This window comes from Acidisoma sp. PAMC 29798, from assembly GCF_030252425.1.
In the GTDB taxonomy this organism is placed as follows: domain Bacteria; phylum Pseudomonadota; class Alphaproteobacteria; order Acetobacterales; family Acetobacteraceae; genus Acidisoma; species Acidisoma cladoniae.
Genome location: NZ_CP126994.1, coordinates 625,014 through 641,700 on the forward strand (window position 1 = coordinate 625,014; position 16,687 = coordinate 641,700).

Annotated in this window: 16 protein-coding genes; 7 read left to right on the plus strand and 9 right to left on the minus strand. The window is 64.7% G+C overall.

Annotation, left to right across the window (positions count from 1 at the left end):
• Window positions 1-1,521, plus strand: coding sequence for a DHA2 family efflux MFS transporter permease subunit (locus QP803_RS03060; RefSeq protein WP_350356059.1), 1,521 nt, complete (start codon window positions 1-3; stop codon window positions 1,519-1,521).
• A 9-nt stretch (window positions 1,522-1,530) separates the two neighbouring features.
• Here QP803_RS03060 and QP803_RS03065 read toward each other — a convergent pair whose 3' ends face one another.
• Window positions 1,531-2,481, minus strand: coding sequence for a hypothetical protein (locus tag QP803_RS03065; protein WP_284946207.1), 951 nt, complete (start codon window positions 2,479-2,481; stop codon window positions 1,531-1,533).
• Window positions 2,482-2,603: 122 nt separating this feature from the next.
• On the opposite strand from QP803_RS03065, the gene QP803_RS03070 reads away from it, so the two are divergent.
• Genes QP803_RS03070 through QP803_RS03080 form a run of 3 tightly spaced genes read left to right on the plus strand, consistent with a single transcriptional unit; the run spans window position 2,604 to window position 4,694 of the window.
• On the plus strand, window positions 2,604-3,083 hold the full coding sequence (locus QP803_RS03070; RefSeq protein WP_284946208.1) for a DUF2147 domain-containing protein: 480 nt from the start codon (window positions 2,604-2,606) through the stop codon (window positions 3,081-3,083).
• A 55-nt stretch (window positions 3,084-3,138) separates the two neighbouring features.
• Window positions 3,139-3,849 carry an AIM24 family protein gene (locus tag QP803_RS03075; RefSeq protein ID WP_284946209.1) on the plus strand — a complete coding sequence of 237 codons (711 nt, stop codon included), beginning with the start codon at window positions 3,139-3,141 and terminating at the stop codon, window positions 3,847-3,849.
• A 2-nt stretch (window positions 3,850-3,851) separates the two neighbouring features.
• Window positions 3,852-4,694: a PhzF family phenazine biosynthesis protein gene (locus tag QP803_RS03080; RefSeq protein ID WP_284947812.1), complete on the plus strand. Its 843-nt coding sequence runs from the start codon at window positions 3,852-3,854 to the stop codon at window positions 4,692-4,694.
• A gap of 139 nt (window positions 4,695-4,833) precedes the next feature.
• On the opposite strand, the gene QP803_RS03085 is transcribed toward QP803_RS03080, so the two are convergent.
• On the minus strand, window positions 4,834-5,361 hold the full coding sequence (locus QP803_RS03085) for a DUF1993 domain-containing protein (RefSeq protein WP_284946210.1): 528 nt from the start codon (window positions 5,359-5,361) through the stop codon (window positions 4,834-4,836).
• A 125-nt stretch (window positions 5,362-5,486) separates the two neighbouring features.
• On the opposite strand from QP803_RS03085, the gene QP803_RS03090 reads away from it, so the two are divergent.
• On the plus strand, window positions 5,487-6,758 hold the full coding sequence (locus QP803_RS03090; RefSeq protein ID WP_284946211.1) for an MFS transporter: 1,272 nt from the start codon (window positions 5,487-5,489) through the stop codon (window positions 6,756-6,758).
• 3 nt (window positions 6,759-6,761) lie between these two features.
• On the opposite strand, the gene QP803_RS03095 is transcribed toward QP803_RS03090, so the two are convergent.
• Window positions 6,762-7,334, minus strand: a complete 573-nt coding sequence (locus QP803_RS03095; RefSeq protein ID WP_284946212.1) for a hypothetical protein — start codon at window positions 7,332-7,334, stop codon at window positions 6,762-6,764.
• Between the two features lie 199 nt (window positions 7,335-7,533).
• On the opposite strand from QP803_RS03095, the gene QP803_RS03100 reads away from it, so the two are divergent.
• On the plus strand, window positions 7,534-10,470 hold the full coding sequence (locus tag QP803_RS03100; protein ID WP_284946213.1) for a PAS domain-containing hybrid sensor histidine kinase/response regulator: 2,937 nt from the start codon (window positions 7,534-7,536) through the stop codon (window positions 10,468-10,470).
• 10 nt (window positions 10,471-10,480) lie between these two features.
• Here the strand turns inward: QP803_RS03100 and QP803_RS03105 are convergent, their stop codons facing one another.
• Complete coding sequence (locus QP803_RS03105; protein ID WP_284946214.1) at window positions 10,481-10,849, minus strand: response regulator; 369 nt, start codon at window positions 10,847-10,849, stop codon at window positions 10,481-10,483.
• Window positions 10,850-10,989: 140 nt separating this feature from the next.
• On the opposite strand from QP803_RS03105, the gene QP803_RS03110 reads away from it, so the two are divergent.
• Complete coding sequence (locus tag QP803_RS03110) at window positions 10,990-11,940, plus strand: carbohydrate kinase family protein (RefSeq protein WP_284946215.1); 951 nt, start codon at window positions 10,990-10,992, stop codon at window positions 11,938-11,940.
• A 74-nt stretch (window positions 11,941-12,014) separates the two neighbouring features.
• Here the strand turns inward: QP803_RS03110 and mltG are convergent, their stop codons facing one another.
• The 5 genes from mltG to fabD all read right to left on the minus strand — a co-directional run bounded on the left by mltG (window position 12,015) and on the right by fabD (window position 16,585).
• A complete protein-coding gene (gene mltG, locus QP803_RS03115) occupies window positions 12,015-12,989 on the minus strand; it encodes an endolytic transglycosylase MltG (protein WP_284946216.1) in 975 nt (324 codons plus the stop codon).
• A 19-nt stretch (window positions 12,990-13,008) separates the two neighbouring features.
• On the minus strand, window positions 13,009-14,295 hold the full coding sequence (gene fabF, locus QP803_RS03120) for a beta-ketoacyl-ACP synthase II (protein ID WP_284946217.1): 1,287 nt from the start codon (window positions 14,293-14,295) through the stop codon (window positions 13,009-13,011).
• A 10-nt stretch (window positions 14,296-14,305) separates the two neighbouring features.
• A complete protein-coding gene (locus QP803_RS03125) occupies window positions 14,306-14,545 on the minus strand; it encodes an acyl carrier protein (RefSeq protein WP_158804395.1) in 240 nt (79 codons plus the stop codon).
• A gap of 204 nt (window positions 14,546-14,749) precedes the next feature.
• Complete coding sequence (fabG, locus tag QP803_RS03130; RefSeq protein WP_284946218.1) at window positions 14,750-15,487, minus strand: 3-oxoacyl-[acyl-carrier-protein] reductase; 738 nt, start codon at window positions 15,485-15,487, stop codon at window positions 14,750-14,752.
• A 135-nt stretch (window positions 15,488-15,622) separates the two neighbouring features.
• Window positions 15,623-16,585, minus strand: a complete 963-nt coding sequence (gene fabD / locus QP803_RS03135; RefSeq protein WP_284946219.1) for an ACP S-malonyltransferase — start codon at window positions 16,583-16,585, stop codon at window positions 15,623-15,625.
• Between the last annotated feature and the right edge of the window lie 102 nt (window positions 16,586-16,687).

Here is a 16,687-nt window from a genome sequence, read left to right on the forward strand (position 1 = left end):
GTGGATGCTCTGCCTTCGCAGAGCATGACGCAGTGCGCGGAGCGCGATAGCCTGTTTGGCCGCAGCGCGAAGCGGGCTCCTCCAGACGGCGTGCCGGCCCCCGACAAAGGGGCCCGGCGCGGTCTGCCCGCCGAAATGCGCGTCACGGCGCTGATCGTGGCAACCGCGCTGTTCATGCAGAACCTCGATTCTACCGTGGTTTCCACGGCCCTGCCGGCGATGGCGAAAGCCTTCGACGTGGCGCCGGTGACGATGAACATCGTCATCACCTCCTACCTCGTCAGCCTGGCCGCCTTCATTCCGGCGAGCGGCTGGGTGGCGGATCGCTATGGCGCGCGGCAGGTGTTCCGCGCCGCCATCATCGTCTTCACGCTGGCTTCCGTGCTCTGCGGCATCTCGACCAGCCTCGGCATGCTCATCGGCGCGCGCATCCTGCAAGGCCTGGGCGGCGCCATGATGGTGCCGGTCGGGCGGTTGCTTCTGCTGCGCCGGGTCGGCAAGGCGGACCTCATCGCGGCGATGTCCTGGCTGACCATGCCGGCGCTGCTCGGCCCCGTCATCGGTCCGCCCGTCGGCGGTTTCCTGGTGACCACACTCTCCTGGCACTGGATTTTCGACATCAATATCCCGATCGGCATCGTCGGTGTCGCGGCCATCACCATGCTGATCAAACGGGACGACAAGACCGAAAAGACGCATTTCGACATCCTCGGCCAGATCCTCGCCGGCACGGCCATGGCCGGGATCATCATGGGCTGCTCGTCCTTTGGGCGCGGCGCTCTGCCACCCGTAGCCGCTGTCGCCTTGATCGCCATCGGCGCCATGGCCGCCTTGGGCTACGTGGTTCACGGGCGCCGCTATCCGCATCCGCTGCTCGACCTGACGCTGCTGCGGATCCCGACCTTCGCGACCTCGGTGATTGCCGGATCGCTGTTTCGGGTCGGCGTCGGGGCGCTGCCCTTCCTGCTGCCGCTGATGCTGCAATTGGGCTTCGGGCTGTCGCCCTTCCGCAGCGGCATGATCACCTTCGTCTCAGCCGCCGGCGCCCTGGTCATGAAGCCGATCGTGAAGCCGTTGCTGCACCGCTTCGGCTTTCGCACCGTCCTCTCCCTCAACGGCGGCATCGCCGCAGTCGTGGTGGGTCTATCCGCCGCCTTCCGCCCGTCCTGGCCGATCGCCCTGATCTATGTCGTTCTGCTGGTCGGCGGCATTTTCCGCTCGGTGCAATTCACCGCCTATAACACCATCGCCTATGCCGATATTCCGCCCCTGCGGATGAGCCAGGCGACCAGCCTCTACAGCACCTTGCAGCAGCTGTCGCTGACGCTCGGGGTCACGCTCGGCGCCGCCGTGCTCGCGGTGTCAGGCCTCCTCGGCGGACGCACGCACCCGGCCCTCGGCGACTTTTCCATAGCCTTCGTGGCGGTCGGCCTCGTCATGCTGCCGGCCGCCTTCCTCGCCCTGCGGCTGCCGGACGAGGCGGGGGATGAGATGTCCGGCCATCATCCGTCGGCCCGCTAAGGCGGTTCGCTAAAGCTGGGGGTTCGCCGCCAGGAAGCCGCGAACCTGGTCGATTGCGAGGCTGGTGAGATCCAGCGTCTCGGTCAGCTCGTCCTGGGTGCCGAGATCCTCAGGCGTCGCACCTGCAGGTAAGGTAAAGCTCTGCTCCCCACCCGCGACCAGCCGCGTGTTGGGCCTGTGTTCCAGGCAGGTGATGATGACGGTGCCCTGACCCTTGGGGTGGAAACGCACACAATTGATCATGCCCTGATCCGCAGTGGGCGCGCTGCCCCCGGGGCCGAGATCCTTGGCGGCCACCACCGACATGGTGCCGAGACCGCGCTTGCTGGCCAGGAAATCACCCGGCGCCTGCACATCCAGCGACACATGATCCGTCGCGGCCTTCACCGTCGGGAAGATACGATACAGCAGCAGGCTGTTCCGTCCGACAAGCTTGGGATCGGCATGGGCGACCACTTCGTCATAGGCCCCGGATCCGCCGCGCGGATGGCCATCGACGCTGACCACCGTGACCGGCGTCGCACCATAGCGCAGCGTCTGCCCGGCCAAGGCGAGGATCTGGTCATAAAGGGGCACGACAGGCCCGGGATGACCAAGCTGGGCGGCAAAGGCCATCTGGTCGTCGCAGCGCTGCTTGAGCACCATGTCGACGCCATTGGACCAGGCGATGGCGCCGCCGCTCATCGCGAAGGCAAATCGCGCCGTGCTACCGTTCTGCGTCAAGGCAAGGGTATCGCCGGTCACGGCATAGGTTGCGGATTGCTGCCCGGCCGGGGCCCCGGTGTCGATGACGGTGCCATCCGTGCGGAAAACCGCCACCTCCTGCGCACAATCACGATCCGGCCCCCAGGCGCCGATCAGCCCCTGTGGCGGATCGCTGCTTTGGGCGAGGGCTGCTTGCGGCACGATTGCGCCCATCAGCAGGGCGGCGAGCAGGGACAGGCTATGGAAGGCGCGCATCGAAACTCCTGGTCAACGTGACAAGGCTAGGCGTTTCGGTGGTGGCCGCCAAATCGGCCGGATGGACGGCCTTCGGAAATAGTTCCACAAAACGTGCGACCGTGGGCAAGGGGTGGATTGGCTTGACGAGCTATGTGACACGGTTTCTGGCCGGATTGCTGATTGCGGTGAGCGTGTTCAGCGTGCCGGCCGCCCTGGCCGATAATCGCTCGGAGCCAGGCGCCTTGGGCTATTGGGAGACGGCCGACCACCAAGGCGTCGTGCAGATTTACACCTGCGGTGTAGATACCTTGTGCGGCGCCCTGGTCGGTATGGAGTTCGACCATCCCACTGACCCCATGCCGATGACATGGAACCATCGTCCGCAATGCGATTTTCCGTTCATCGGCAACCTGAAACAGCGCAGCAACGGCGCTTGGTTTGGCTCCATCACCAATCCCAAGAGCGGCAAGACCTACAACGCGCGGATCGAACTCGCTTCGCCCGGTGTGCTCAAGCTGCGCGGATATCTGTTCGTCCCGGCTTTGGGCCAGACCGAAACCTGGACGCGCTTCCCGGGCGTGCCGCCAGCGGGTTGCCGCATGGCGGCGAGCGACTTCTAAGCGTTCCTGTCTGGCTGTCGCCGGGGCGATTGCCGCTTTCTGAGGAGTGTCACGCATGGCGACGACGACGGGCTTCCAGGCGCCGAGGATCAGGCAGACCGCCATCCGCGACGAAAGTTTCGGCGGCGTCGTCTATCATATCGAGGGTGAGCTGGTCCCGAGCCTGACGGTCGAGCTTGATCGTGTGCCGGTCTATTTCGAGCATCACGTCATGCTATGGAAGCAGCCTGCCGTGCAAATCGGCATCATGCCTCTGCGCGGCGCCATCAAGCGCATCATGGCGGGGATTCAAGTCATCGTCACCAAGGCCGAGGGGCCAGGCATGATCGCCTTCAGCCGGGACGGCGCCGGGCAGATCGTGCCGATCCACCTCGCGCACGGCCAATCCCTCGATGTGCGGGAGCATCAGTTTCTCGCCGCGACCGCGAGCCTCGACTATACCTACCAGCGGGTGCGTGGATTCTCGAACATGCTGTTCGGGGGCAATGGTTTTTTCATCGACACCTTCCGCGCCGGGGCGGGTGACGGCATCCTGTGGCTGCATGGCTATGGCAATGTGTTCGAGAAGATCTTGGCGCCAGGCGAATCGATCGACGTCGAACCCGGAGCCTGGGTCTATAAGGATCCCACGGTCGAGATGCGGACCAATGTGCAGAACCTCTCCACCGGTCTGCTCGCGAGCATGAGTTTCGTCACCAACCGCTTCACCGGTCCGGGGCGGTTGGGTCTGCAATCGATGTATTTGCATATGCCGACGGGCACGTGACGGTGGCGGTTTTTGGCTTTCAACAAGTCGATGTCTTCTCAACCGAGCCGTTGAAGGGCAATCCGCTGGCGGTGGTGATCGGCGCGGATGGGCTGACCGATGTCCAGATGGCGGCTTTCGCGAATTGGACCAATCTGAGCGAGACGACCTTCCTGCTCGCGCCGACATCGCCTGAGGCGGACTATCGCGTGCGCATCTTCACGCCCGAGACGGAGCTGCCCTTCGCCGGCCACCCCACGCTCGGGACCTGCCATGTCTGGCTCGCGGCCGGCGGCATGCCCAAGGCCGACGAAGTTGTGCAGGAATGCGATATCGGCCTCGTGCGCATTCGCCGTGACAGCGGTCGGTTGGCTTTCGCCGCACCCCCTTTGCGTCGGAGTGGCGCGGTGGAGCCGGAGGTCTTGGCACGCATCGCGCTGGGTTTGGGCGTGGCGCCGGAGGCGATTGTGGCCTCGCAGCGCATCGAGAATGGCCCGCCCTGGATCGGCGTCATGCTGCGCTCCCGCGCGGAGGTATTGGCGCTTACTCCGGACTTCGCGGCGCTCTCAGGTTTGATCATCGGTGTGGTGGCGCCTTGGGATCCCTCCCGCGAGGGGCGCGATGCGCAGTTCGAGGTGCGGGCTTTCATTCCGGGCTCTGCCGTGACGGAGGACCCGGTCACCGGCAGCCTCAACGCCGGCATCGCGCAATGGTTGATCGGTGCGGGTATTGCCCCGCCGTCCTACATCGCGAGCCAGGGCACGACACTCGGCCGTGCGGGACGTGTGCATGTCGATCAGATCGGCGCGGATATCTGGATCGCCGGCGCGGTGGTGACGTGCGTGGAGGGGACTGTGCGGCTTTAGTTTTTCTTCCGTGTCATCCACGGGTCAAGTGCGCGGATGACGACAAGAAGAGGCGCTGTGGTGAGTTGCGTGCAGAGAACGATGCGACCGCGCATGACGAGACACTTTGACGAGGGAACAGCCCTCACATCGGCGCTCGTTACGTCGCGCTCTCGCTGAACGCAATCGCGCCGAAGTAATCGGCCTTGCCGACAGTGATGCCGTTATGGCGAAGAATGTCGTGCGCGGTCGCGAGATGAAAATAGAAGTTCGGCAGCAGGACTTGCAGAACATAGGCGTCCCCGCGCATTTTGCCTTGACCTCCGCGAATCTTCACCTCGGTTGTCCTGTCCTCGCTCCCCTCGAACAGATGCGGATCGACGGCGCTGATCATCGCTGCGGTTTTCGCCACGCGATCGCGGAGTGCGTCGAAACTCGTTTCCGTATCTGCCATGGGCATGTTCAGGACACCGGTTAGCCGCACGATGGCGGACTTGGCCGCATCGCTCATACGCTGCACCTGGCCGGTCAGCGACATCATGTCGGGATACAGCCGCGCATCGAGCAGAACGGAGGGGCTGATCTTCTTGTCCGTGGTGTACGCTTCAGCCGCATCGAGATAATGCGACATGACGCCGAAGCCGCGCAGCAAGGCCGGAACGGTGATGGCATACATCGTGAGCGACATCGGAAGCTCCTTGTTTAGATGGTCGTCATAATGACAGGCAATACGCCGATCGGCAAACGCCGCGAGGGACGATAAGACGAAACGTGCCGCGCCCACCAAAACGCGCATCGCCATGAGAATTTGCGATGGGCCACCGTCGCACCCTCCAGGCTATACCGATTGCCATGCCCAGCCGCTTCAACTCGATCATTCCCGTCCTCCTGAGCGTGCTGATCGCCGAAGTGGCGCTGGGCATGCTCACCACCCTCATCCCGCTGACCCTCTCGGCGCATGATACCCATTCGGGCGTCATCGGCCTTGTGGGCTCCGCCTACTTCCTGGGCTTCCTGGTCGGCACGCTCACCTGCGCGCGGTTGGTGCGGGCGGTCGGCCATATCCGCGCCTTTGCGGTCTTCGCCGCCCTGTCGGCAGATTGCGCGCTGCTGATGACCAGCACGCATTCGCCCTTGGTCTGGGCTGGCCTGCGCCTGGTGATGGGTTGGCAACTCAGCGGCGTCTTTCTCGTCGCCGAAAGCTGGCTCAACGACAAAACCGATAGCGCGACGCGGGGTCGCACCTTCGGCGCCTATCTGCTGATCTCTTGGGGCGGCGCGGCGATGGGCCCGCTCGCCTTCGGCCTGCTGCGCAACGCCGATACCGCGCTGATCATGACCGGCGTCGCTTTCGCCAGCGCCCTGCTGCCCATGGCTGTGACCCCCGTCTCGAACCCGCCGATGGGGGAGCGCAAACGCTTCAGTTTGCGCCGGCTCTATAACACGTCGCCCATGGGCACGACCTGCGTGCTCGCCTCCGGCCTCGTCAATAGCTGCTTCTATACCCTTGTGCCGGTCTATCTGGAGCGGCACGGCCATGGCCCGGGGCAGGTGCCTGTGTTTCTCTCGGGCGCGCTGATCGCTGCCTTGCTCGTGCAATATCCCGTCGGCATGGCGTCCGATCGCTTCGGCCGCCGGCCAATGACTTTGGCGGCCCTCGGCCTCGCCATTGTGCTGGCCCTGCTGCTCGCCTTCTGTGGCGGGTCGCCCTTCTGGGTGCTGATCCTGCTGGGGAGCTTGCTCTCGGGCGTCACCGCGCCGCTCTACGGCCTCGGCGCCGGGCAGACCAATGACCGCGTTGCACGCACCGATTACGTCGCGGCGAGCGGCGGCTTGCTGTTCGCCTGGGCGGTGGGCTCGACCATCGGCCCGGTCGCGGCAGGCGCTGTGATGACCCGCACGGGTGGCGCCAATTCCTTGTTCTTCTTCATCGCCGCGGCGCTGCTGTTGCTGTCTGGCTTCACACTGCTTCGTATGCGCCGAACTCCTGGCGTCGAGAACGAGAGCGCCTTCGTGGTCGCCCGCGCGGCGCCGACGCAAATGCCGGAACTCACGCCGCAGGGCCCCAGCACCACCGATCCGTAATGCCTAAGCGGCGTCGATTTCGATGGCGCTGAGATCGACGGGTTGGAGAGAGAACCATACCGGATCGGCATTGCGCGCAGTGGCGCGCAGGATCGGCTTGATCGCCGACAGCAGATCGTCCAGCGAGCGAAACGGGGACATGCTCTCCTCGCCATCGGCGGTGCGCATGACAAGGCCGACGCCCGGCTTTGCCAGCTTGGCGCCAAGCTTCGAGATTTTTTCACGCGGTTCGGGAGCCGCTTCCACCTCAGGCGCGGCCTGCATGCGCGCGACAGGCACCGGCGCGGGGCGAGGCGGGGCTGGCGGGCGAACCGGTCTCACCTCCGTGACAGGGGGCATGCGCTCAAAGGCCAGAACATTATCGTCCGCAGGTGCGGGTTTGGTCTCTTCCAGCTCCAACGGTGTCTGGCTTTTATCGTGTTCGGCCTTGAAGGTCGCGCGCCTCAACTTGCCAAGAAGGGCATAGATATTGGCTGTGGTACAGCCAAAGGCCACTGCGACTTCGCCGACCTTGCGTTCCTCGACATCGACCATTTCGAGAATCCTCGCATGGTCCTCTTTCCTGATCCGCGCCATCTCAATCTCCCGTCTCGCAATATAACGCGTGCTAACGAAGGTCGTGCGAACGAAACGGGAACATAACTGCGATTCGTGGGTCCGTAAAGAGTGCTTGAGGCGCTTAGGTCACGTTGTCGAGATTTGAGCGCTATGCGCAGGCCGTGCGATACCGGATCGAGACGAAGCATCAGCTGTGCAGCGATGAAGGACGTTGGGCATGACGGATCGGACCGGCGAGTTGGAGCCTGCCAGCGCATATGGCGCATCCGGCGAACTCGACGGTGCCACGGCTCTGGCGGTTATTGCGGCCAGCCCAGACTGCGTGCTCGTGCTATCGGCGGACGGTCGCATCCAATTCGTCAACGACCGCTGCCTCAAACTCAAGGAGATCGCCTCGGTCGAGGCGGTGCTGGGGCAATATTTCTGGGACATCTGGCCTGAGGCTGAGCGCCCCAAGATCATGGGAGCCGTCCGCCGCGCGGGCGTGGGGGAGACGATCAGCGTCGAAGGCTTTGGGCCGACGGCGATGGGCAATCCGCGCTGGTGGGAAGTACGCTTCGCGCCTGTGCAGATCGAGGGCGCGCCGGTCCAGATCGTCGCCATCTCGCGTGACATCTCCGAACGCCATGCCGTGGAACAGGCTCTGCACGACACCGAGGAGCGGCTGCAACTGACGCTGAGCAATGCTCAGATCGTCGGCTTCTGGGACTGGCATATTCGCGAAGACCTCGTTTACGCCGACACCCGCTTTGCTCGTCTCTTCGCCGTGGACCCCGCCCAAGCGGCGGCCGGCGCGCCGATTGCCGCGTTCATGGCCGCCATTCATCCCGATGATCGCGACAGGGTCAGTGCCTTCGTGGCGCTCGGCCTCCAAACCGGCGAACCCTTCTCCGAGGAATATCGTCTGCGCGGCGAGGACGGTGTCGTGCGCCACGTTCTGGCGTACGGTCAGTGTGTTTATGATGCGGATCGCCAGCCCAACCGGTTTCCGGGAATCGTTGTCGATATCACGGAACAGCGGCGGGCGGAGATCGCGCTCCGCAGCAGTGAGGCCGCCTTGCGTGCCAGAGAGGGCGATCTCCGTCTGGCGCTTGAGGCGGGGCGGTTCGGAACCTGGAGCCGGAATCTCGTCAGCGGCGACATAACAATGTCGCCCCTGTGCCGATTGGCGTTCGGACAGGATCCAGAGCGCGACGTCACCTATGCCGAACTGCTTGCGGTGGTGCATCCCGATGATCGGGATCGCATGTTGGAAGCGGTGGCCAGCAGCGTTGCAACCCGCCAGGATTATGCGATCGACTATCGAATCGTGAGCGAGACCGGGCAGGTGCGGTGGGTTGCTGTGCGCGGTCAGCCGGCCTACGGCGCGGACGGTGTGGCGCTGCGCATGATCGGCATTTCGAGCGACGTCACCGACCAAAAACGGGCCGAGGCGCATCATGCCGCCCTCATCGATCTCGCCGACCGCTTCGGCAATAGCGACGACCCGGCCGACGTCTCGTTCATGGCGGCCGAGCTCCTGGGCCGCACCCTGTGCGTCACGCGCGCGGGCTATGGCACGATCGATCTTGAGGCGGAGACGATCTCCATCGAGCGTGACTGGAATATGCCGGGTTCGATGAGCATTGCCGGGGTGCTGAAGTTTCGCGAATACGGCACCTATATCGACGATCTCAAGCGCGGTGAGACGGTGGTCTTCGCCGATGCGGAGACCGATCCGCGCACCAAGGCGACGGCGCAGAAGCTGCGGGCGATTGGCGCCGTGTCGGCCATCAATATGCCGGTGCGGGAACAAGGCGGCCTCGTGGCGCTGCTCTTTCTCAACAACAACGTGGCGCGCGCATGGACCGAGGACGAGCTGGTCTTCATTCGCGAAGTGGCGGAACGCACCCGTTCGGCGGTGGAACGCAGGCGGGCGCAAAACGCCTTGCAGGCTTTGGCGGGGTCGCTGGAACGCCAGGTGGAGGAGCGAACGGCGGCCCTGCAGGTGAGCGAGGCGCGGCTCCGTCAGTCCCAGAAGATGGAAGCCGTGGGTCAACTCACGGGTGGCGTCGCCCATGACTTCAACAATCTGCTGACGGGCATCACGGGCAGCCTGGAGGTCATGGAGTCTCGGCTCGCGCAAGGTCGGTTCCGCGAACTCGACCGCTATATCACGGCGGCGCAGGGCGCGGCCAAGCGCGCGGCAGCGCTCACGCATCGGTTGCTTGCCTTTTCGCGGCAGCAGACGCTGGAGCCGAAGGTGACGCGACCCGACCGGCTGATCGCGGATATGGAGGAGCTGATCCGGCGCACGATGGGGCCTTCGATCACCGTCGAGGTGGTCGGCACGGCAGGGCCATGGAGCACCCTGGTCGATCAGAACCAGCTTGAGAACGCCTTGCTCAATCTCTGCATCAATGCGCGGGACGCCATGCCCGGCGGTGGCCGATTGACGGTGGAGACCAGCAACAAATGGCTCGATGAGCGCGCCGCGCAGGACCGCGATCTGCCATCCGGGCAATATGTGTCGCTTTGCGTCAGCGATACCGGGGAAGGTATGCGGGCGGAGGTGATCGAACGGGCCTTCGACCCCTTCTTCACGACCAAGCCCATCGGTGCCGGAACCGGCCTGGGGCTGAGCATGGTCTATGGTTTCGTGCGTCAGTCCGGCGGGCAGGTACGCATCTACTCCGAGCCCGGACAGGGCACCAACGTATGTCTCTATCTCCCGCGGCATTTTGGGGACGATGAAAAATCTGAAGTTCCGGCGGCGCAGCCGCGCGGCGCACCCCGTGCCGATGAGGGCCAAACCGTCCTTGTTGTGGATGACGAGCCGACCGTTCGCATGCTTGTGACGGAGGTTCTGGAAGAACTCGGCTATGCGGTGGTCGAAGCCATCGACGGCGCGTCGGGCCTGAAACTGTTGCAATCCGACATTCGCATCGATCTTCTGGTCACCGATGTCGGGCTACCGGGCGGCATGAACGGCCGTCAATTGGCGGATGCTGCACGCGTCTTTCGGCCGCTTCTCAAGGTGCTGTTCATCACCGGATATGCCGAGAATGCCGTGGTCGGCAACGGCCACCTGCATCCTGGCATGCATGTCTTGACCAAGCCCTTCGCCATGGAAGGTCTGGCGAGCCGCGTTAAAGCCATCATCGCAGAGCGGTAGTTATGCGAGCCTAAGCAGCGGCTTGGCGCACGATATCCGCGATCTCGCGGATGCTATACGGCTTGCGCAGGAAATGGGCCGGCGGGTTCAGCGCTTCCAGACGGATCGCCACTTGGGACGCATAGGCGGTCGCGACGATCACCGGCAGGCCGGGTGACATCTCCCGCGCGCGCATGGCAAGCGCGATACCGTCCAACTCCCCCGGCATGCGGACATCGGTGAACAGGACATCTACATGGTCGGGATCACGAAGCTGACTGACGGCCTCGTCGCCATCACTCGCTTCGAGCACCTCAAACCCTTCGTCTCGCAAAGCTTCCGCCGCAAGCCAACGAATGAGGTGTTCATCCTCAACAAGCAAAACACGTAACGGTACCATCACGACACTCTATTGTTCTCTGGTTACTTCATAAAGGGTGTTTGGACCGCGAGTGCCAAACACGATCAAGCGACGTGTGGCGTGTTGACGGCGCTGGCGCTGTTTCGCATAAGCGGCCATCAGCGCAGGGGCGGCCCTTATTGACTGGACTAATCCTTGCCTGCGGCGAAGCCCTCATGGACTTTATTCCGGTTGAAACGGTCGGTGGCGCGCGCGCCTATCGGCCCTGTCCCGGTGGTTCCTCCTATAATGTCGCGCGTGCGCTCGGTCGCCTTGGTGTGCCCACGGGCCTGCTCGCCGCCGTGTCGCGCGACTTCTTCGGGGAGGATCTGATCGCCGGATTGCGAGAGAGCGGCGTGCGGACCGATTTCCTGCAGCGCCTCGATCTGCCGAGCACATTGGGCTTCGTCAGCCTCGACCGCGTCGAGCCGGTCTACGCCTTCTTTGATACTGGCGCCGCCGAGCGGTCCTGGCAGCCAGCGCCGGGCGACACTCTGCCGGCAGAGGTGACTGCTTTGCATGTCGGCTCGATCGCCCTGGTGAGGGAGCCTGCGGGGGCGGCTTTCGCCGCACTCGCTTTGGCCGAAGCCGGTGGCACGCGCATCGTCAGCCTCGATCCCAATATCCGGCCGGAGCTGGTGAGGGATGAGGCTTGCTATCGCGCGCGTCTGGCGCGGCTACTGGCGGTGGCTGACATCATCAAGATCAGCGCCCATGACCTCGACTGGCTGATGCCGGGCGTGTCCCCCGATGACGCTGCGTCGTCCTGGTTCCAGGGCCGCGCGGCCCTGGTGGTGATCACCCGTGGCGCCGAGGGCGTGACGGGATGGACCCGGCGCGCACGGATCGCGGCGCCGTCGATCCCGACCGAGATGGTCGATACGGTGGGCGCCGGCGACAGCTTCATGGCGGGACTGCTGGCGCGGCTGCACGAGGCCGGCGACCTCACGCCGGCTGATCTGCCACGTCTGTCGGGCAGTGGATTGCGAAACGCGCTGGCCCTGGGCCAGACAGTCGCGAGCCTGACTTGCGCACGGCAAGGCGCCGATGCGCCCTGGCGTAAAGACCTGGGGCGGCAAGAGCTGGTCTGACAGGGCTAGGTTTGGCGGATGCGCGGCGCTTTTCCGCCCTACGCTCAACCCCATCTTGCCACGCGGTTGACTGGTCAATCCCGTCTGGCAGGATGCTTCCGCAACTTGGCGACGTTCTTCACCTGATTGCCGTAGTCGTGGCTGAAGACATGGCCGCCGCTGCCATCCGCCACGAAATACAAAGCATCCGTGTCGGCCGGATGCAGCACCGCTTCGATCGACGCAATTCCCGGGGCGGCGATTGGCCCCGGCGGAAGGCCGGGATTGAGGTAGGTGTTGTAGGGATCCGGCACCAAGAGATCGGCATGGGTCAACGGACGATTAAGCGCGCCACTGCCTTTCGACGCGCCATAGATCACGGTCGGATCGGCCTGCAACTTCATCCCCGCGCGCAGCCGATTGAGATAGACCGAGGCGACCATCGCGCGTTCCTCGGGCTTGGCCGTCTCGCGTTCCACAATGCTTGCGAGCGTGATGGCGTCACGCGGCGAGTCGAGGGGCAGTCCGGCCGCGCGTGACGTCCATAGCGGCGCCAAGGTCGTGTCCAACGCCGCTTCGGCATGGTGCAGCAGCGATTGGCGCGGCGCCCCGTACAGATAATCGTAGGTATTGGGCAGGATCGCGCCTTCTTCTGGCGCTGTGACAGTGCCCGTCATCACCGGTGCCTGCCCGATCAGGGTGGCAATCTGTTGCGCGGTCAACCCTTCGGGGATGGTGAGGTGGTGCTCCACCTGCCGGCCATGGCGCAGGATACCCAGCACGTCGCGCAGGCTGGCATGGGCGGGGAAAGCGAATTCGCCCGCATGCAGCGCGCCGTCCGACTGCGTCAGCCGTTCGGCAACCCGAAAGGCGAAGACACCGTCGATGACGCTGGCCTGTTGCAGGGCGGCGCCGACGGTCCGCGTATCCCCATGGGGCACGACCACCGTCGTCTCTTGCACCAAAGGCCCCGGCCCGAGCCAAGTCTGGCCGATGTAGCTGCGGCCCACGCCAATCACGGCGAGAAGCGCCACGAGCGGCAGAATCCAGCGTGAGAGACGCCCGATCACCGGTCGCCCCTCCGGCTGATCAGGCCGCCGCGCGGAAGATCACGCTCGCATTGGTGCCGCCGAAGCCGAAGCTGTTCGACAGCACGGTGGTGATCGGCCGCTCCTGCGCGACTTTCGCCACGCGGTCGATGACGCTCGTGCGGCTCGGCTCTTCCAGGTTCAGCGTCGGCGGTGCAACGCCGTCCCGGATGGCGAGGACCGAGAAGATTGCCTCGATGGCGCCAGCCGCGCCGAGCAGATGGCCCGTCGCTGATTTGGTCGAGGACATCGCCAGGGTGCGGCCATGGTCGCCGAAGAATCGCTCGACCGCCGAAAGCTCCAGATCGTCGCCCATCGGCGTCGATGTCCCATGGGCATTGACGTATTGAATGTCCGCAGGCTCCAGGCCGCCGTTGCGCAGCGCCGCCTTCATGGCGCGGAAGGCACCATCATGGCCCTCGGCCGGGGCGGTAATGTGATGCGCGTCACCGGACAGGCCATAGCCGCCGATTTCGGCATAGATCTTCGCGCCGCGCTTTTTTGCGTGCTCGTATTCTTCAAGCACCAAAACACCCGCGCCTTCGCCCATGACGAAGCCGTCACGGTCTTTATCCCAAGGGCGGGAGGCTTGGCCCGGCGTCTCGTTAAAGGAGGTGGAGAGTGCGCGGGAGGCGCAGAAGCCGCCGATGCCCAAGGCGCAGACAGCGGCCTCGGCGCCGCCGGCCACCATCACATCGGCATCGCCGAGCGAGATCAGCCGGGCGGCATCGCCGATGGCATGAACGCCGGTGGCGCAGGCCGTGACGGCGGAATGGTTCGGACCCTTGAAGCCATAGCGAATCGAGACGTGACCCGAGACGAGATTGATCAGGGCCGAGGGGATGAAGAAGGGCGACAGGCGCCGCACCTTGCCCTCATTCACCAGAACCGACGCCTCATAGATTGATTGCAAGCCGCCGATGCCGGAGCCGATCATCACGCCGGTGGCGCAACGATCTTCCTCATCGGTCGGCATCCAACCGGAATCCTCGACCGCCTCGATGGCGGCGACCATTCCGAGCTGGATGAAGCGATCCATCTTCTTGAGGTCTTTGACCGGGATCCATTCGGAGAGATCCAGGCCCCCCTCGGCACGAATGCCGGCGGGCACTTCGCCCGCGACCTTGGCGGGAAGGTCGGAGACATCGAAGGATTGGATCGCGGTGATCCCGGATTCCCCCGCGATCAATCGCCGCCAGACATGCTCAACGCCGATCCCCAGAGGGGAGGCGATGCCCATGCCGGTGACGACGACGCGACGCAGTTCGACTGTTCGTAATCCAGCCATTGGAAGAGCCTCAGGCGGCCTTCTGCTTTTCGATATAATCGATGGCGTCTTTGACGGTGCTGATCTTCTCAGCGGCGTCCTCGGGGATCTCCACGCTGAACGCTTCCTCGAACGCCATCACCAGCTCGACCGTGTCGAGGCTGTCCGCGCCGAGATCATCGATGAAGGAGGCTTCGGGAGTCACTTTCGACTCCTCGACGCCCAAATGCTCCACCACGATCTTCTTCACCTTGTCGGCTACTTCGCTCATGGGCCCCGAAACTCCTGCCTGACGGCTATTTGATTTGATCCGATCTCACCCGGGGCGAGTACCGGCCCGGGCGCTTAGTCTCGCGCCCGTTCCGAACCATACCCCGGAATTCGGCGCGCTTAGCATGGTTTTGTTCGGGTCGCCAACAGCCCGCTCACCGCTTTGTCAGCGGTGCGCGCCATGGCGACCCGTAAGGGAACGGGCTTAGGTCATCGCCATCCCGCCATTGACATGCAAGGTGGCGCCGGTGACCCAGGCCGACTCGTCGGCCGCCAGATAGACGGCGGCCGCCGCGATATCCTCCGGCTTGCCCATGCGGCCGAGCGGAATGGCGCCCAGCAGCTTGGCCTTATGCTGCTCCGGCAGCCCCTCGGTCATGGCGGTCTGGACAAAGCCAGGCGCGATGACATTGACCGTCACGCCCCGGCTGCCGACCTCCTGGGCGAGGGATTTGCTCATGCCGATGAGCCCGGCCTTGGCGGCGGAGTAATTGGCCTGGCCGGCATTGCCCGTAACGCCGACAATACTGGCAATATTGATGATGCGCCCAGCGCGACGCTTGAGCATGCCGCGCAGCGAGGCCCGGATGAGCCGGAAGGGCGCGGAGAGATCGACATCGATCACGCCCTGCCAATCGTCATCCGTCATGCGCATGGCCAGCATGTCACGCGTATAGCCGGCGTTGTTGACCAGGATCGAAAGCGGACCGAGGGCGGCCTCCGTCGCCGCGATCAGCGCGTCGGCCGCAGCCGGCTCACGCAGATCGGCGGGGCAGATGGCGACGCGCTCGCCCAGCTCCGTCGCCAGCGCCTCCAGGGCGTCGCGGCGGGTGCCGGACAGCGCGACGGCGCCGCCCTGGGCGTGGATGGCGCGCGCAATGGCACCGCCGATGCCGCCAGATGCGCCCGTGACGAGCGCGACCTTGCCGCTGAGATCGAACATTCTGCGTTCCTCGTTTTTGAGGGTTTCAGCCACGGGGGTGGCCCTGCCCTTACGTTCGTCATCCGCGCATCAAGTGCGCGGATGACGAGGATAGGATGGCCGCTTTTCGATCGACTGTGATCACGTTCTACCCCGTCAAAGGGTCTTCAGGAATCCCTCGATATCCGCCGGCGTGCCGATCGATAGGACCTCCGCCTCCGGCACGATTCGTTTAGCGAGGCCTGACAGCACCTTGCCCGCGCCAAGTTCGACGAAACTGCTAACGCCCATGGACGCCATGGCCAGCATGCTTTCGCGCCACCGCACCATGCCGGTGACCTGCTCGACCAGCAGGCGGCGTATGTCGTCCGGTTCCGTCATTTTCGCGGCGGAGATATTGGAAACCAGGGGGATCATCGGCGCGGCGATCGGTGCCGTCGCCAGCGCTTCCTCCATGGCATCGGCGGCGGGAGCCATCAGGGCGCAGTGAAAGGGCGCGGACACGGGCAGCAGCAGGGCGCGCTTGATGCCGCGTTGGCGGGAGAGTTCGACCGCACGCTCCACAGCCGCCTTGTTGCCCGAAATCACCACCTGGCCGCCGCCATTATCGTTGGCGGGTTGCACGATCTGGCGCAGGCCGGTTTCGGGGTCGATGGCAGCGTCGTTGCAAATGGCGGTCGCCTGATCGAGGTCGGTGCCGAGCAGCGCCGCCATCGCACCTTCGCCCGGCGCCACAGCCTTCTGCATGGCGCTGCCGCGCAACCGCAGCAGGCGGGCGGTCTCGGCGACCGACAGGCCGCCGGCGGCGGCCAGGGCACTGTATTCGCCGAGGGAATGGCCGGCCACCAGCACGGCTTTTTCAGCGAGGTTCATGCCGCCCTCACGCTCCAGCACGCGCAGCACGGCGAGCGACACCGCCATCAGTGCGGGCTGGGCATTCTCGGTCAGGGTAAGGTCTTCGGCCGGCCCCTCGAACATCAGTTTGGACAGGCGTTGGGACAGGATCTCATCGACCTCTCCCAGCACATCCCGCGCCGCGCCGAAGGCGGCGGCCAGATCCTGGCCCATGCCGACGAATTGGCTTCCCTGACCGGGAAAGATGAAGGCGCGAACGACCATTGACTGTCCTTAGGGATACGACCGGCGAACCGGTGAAGATCGTCCGAAGCCAGAAGATGAGGCTGGCGGCGGTCCTGCAATGCGGCGCCGGGGTTAGCGGCG

Excerpts from the sequence above, each read along its gene's own strand:
- QP803_RS03065 (WP_284946207.1), bottom strand. The coding sequence starts at position 2,481 with ATGCGCGCCTTCCATAGCCTGTCCCTGCTCGCCGCCCTGCTGATGGGC.
- QP803_RS03075 (WP_284946209.1), top strand. The coding sequence starts at position 3,139 with ATGGCGACGACGACGGGCTTCCAGGCGCCGAGGATCAGGCAGACCGCC.
- QP803_RS03085 (WP_284946210.1), bottom strand. The coding sequence starts at position 5,361 with ATGTCGCTCACGATGTATGCCATCACCGTTCCGGCCTTGCTGCGCGGC.
- QP803_RS03090 (WP_284946211.1), top strand. The coding sequence starts at position 5,487 with ATGGGCCACCGTCGCACCCTCCAGGCTATACCGATTGCCATGCCCAGC.
- QP803_RS03095 (WP_284946212.1), bottom strand. The coding sequence starts at position 7,334 with ATGGCGCGGATCAGGAAAGAGGACCATGCGAGGATTCTCGAAATGGTC.
- QP803_RS03100 (WP_284946213.1), top strand. The coding sequence starts at position 7,534 with ATGACGGATCGGACCGGCGAGTTGGAGCCTGCCAGCGCATATGGCGCA.
- QP803_RS03105 (WP_284946214.1), bottom strand. The coding sequence starts at position 10,849 with ATGGTACCGTTACGTGTTTTGCTTGTTGAGGATGAACACCTCATTCGT.
- fabF (WP_284946217.1), bottom strand. The coding sequence starts at position 14,295 with ATGGCTGGATTACGAACAGTCGAACTGCGTCGCGTCGTCGTCACCGGC.
- QP803_RS03125 (WP_158804395.1), bottom strand. The coding sequence starts at position 14,545 with ATGAGCGAAGTAGCCGACAAGGTGAAGAAGATCGTGGTGGAGCATTTG.
- fabG (WP_284946218.1), bottom strand. The coding sequence starts at position 15,487 with ATGTTCGATCTCAGCGGCAAGGTCGCGCTCGTCACGGGCGCATCTGGC.
- fabD (WP_284946219.1), bottom strand. The coding sequence starts at position 16,585 with ATGGTCGTTCGCGCCTTCATCTTTCCCGGTCAGGGAAGCCAATTCGTC.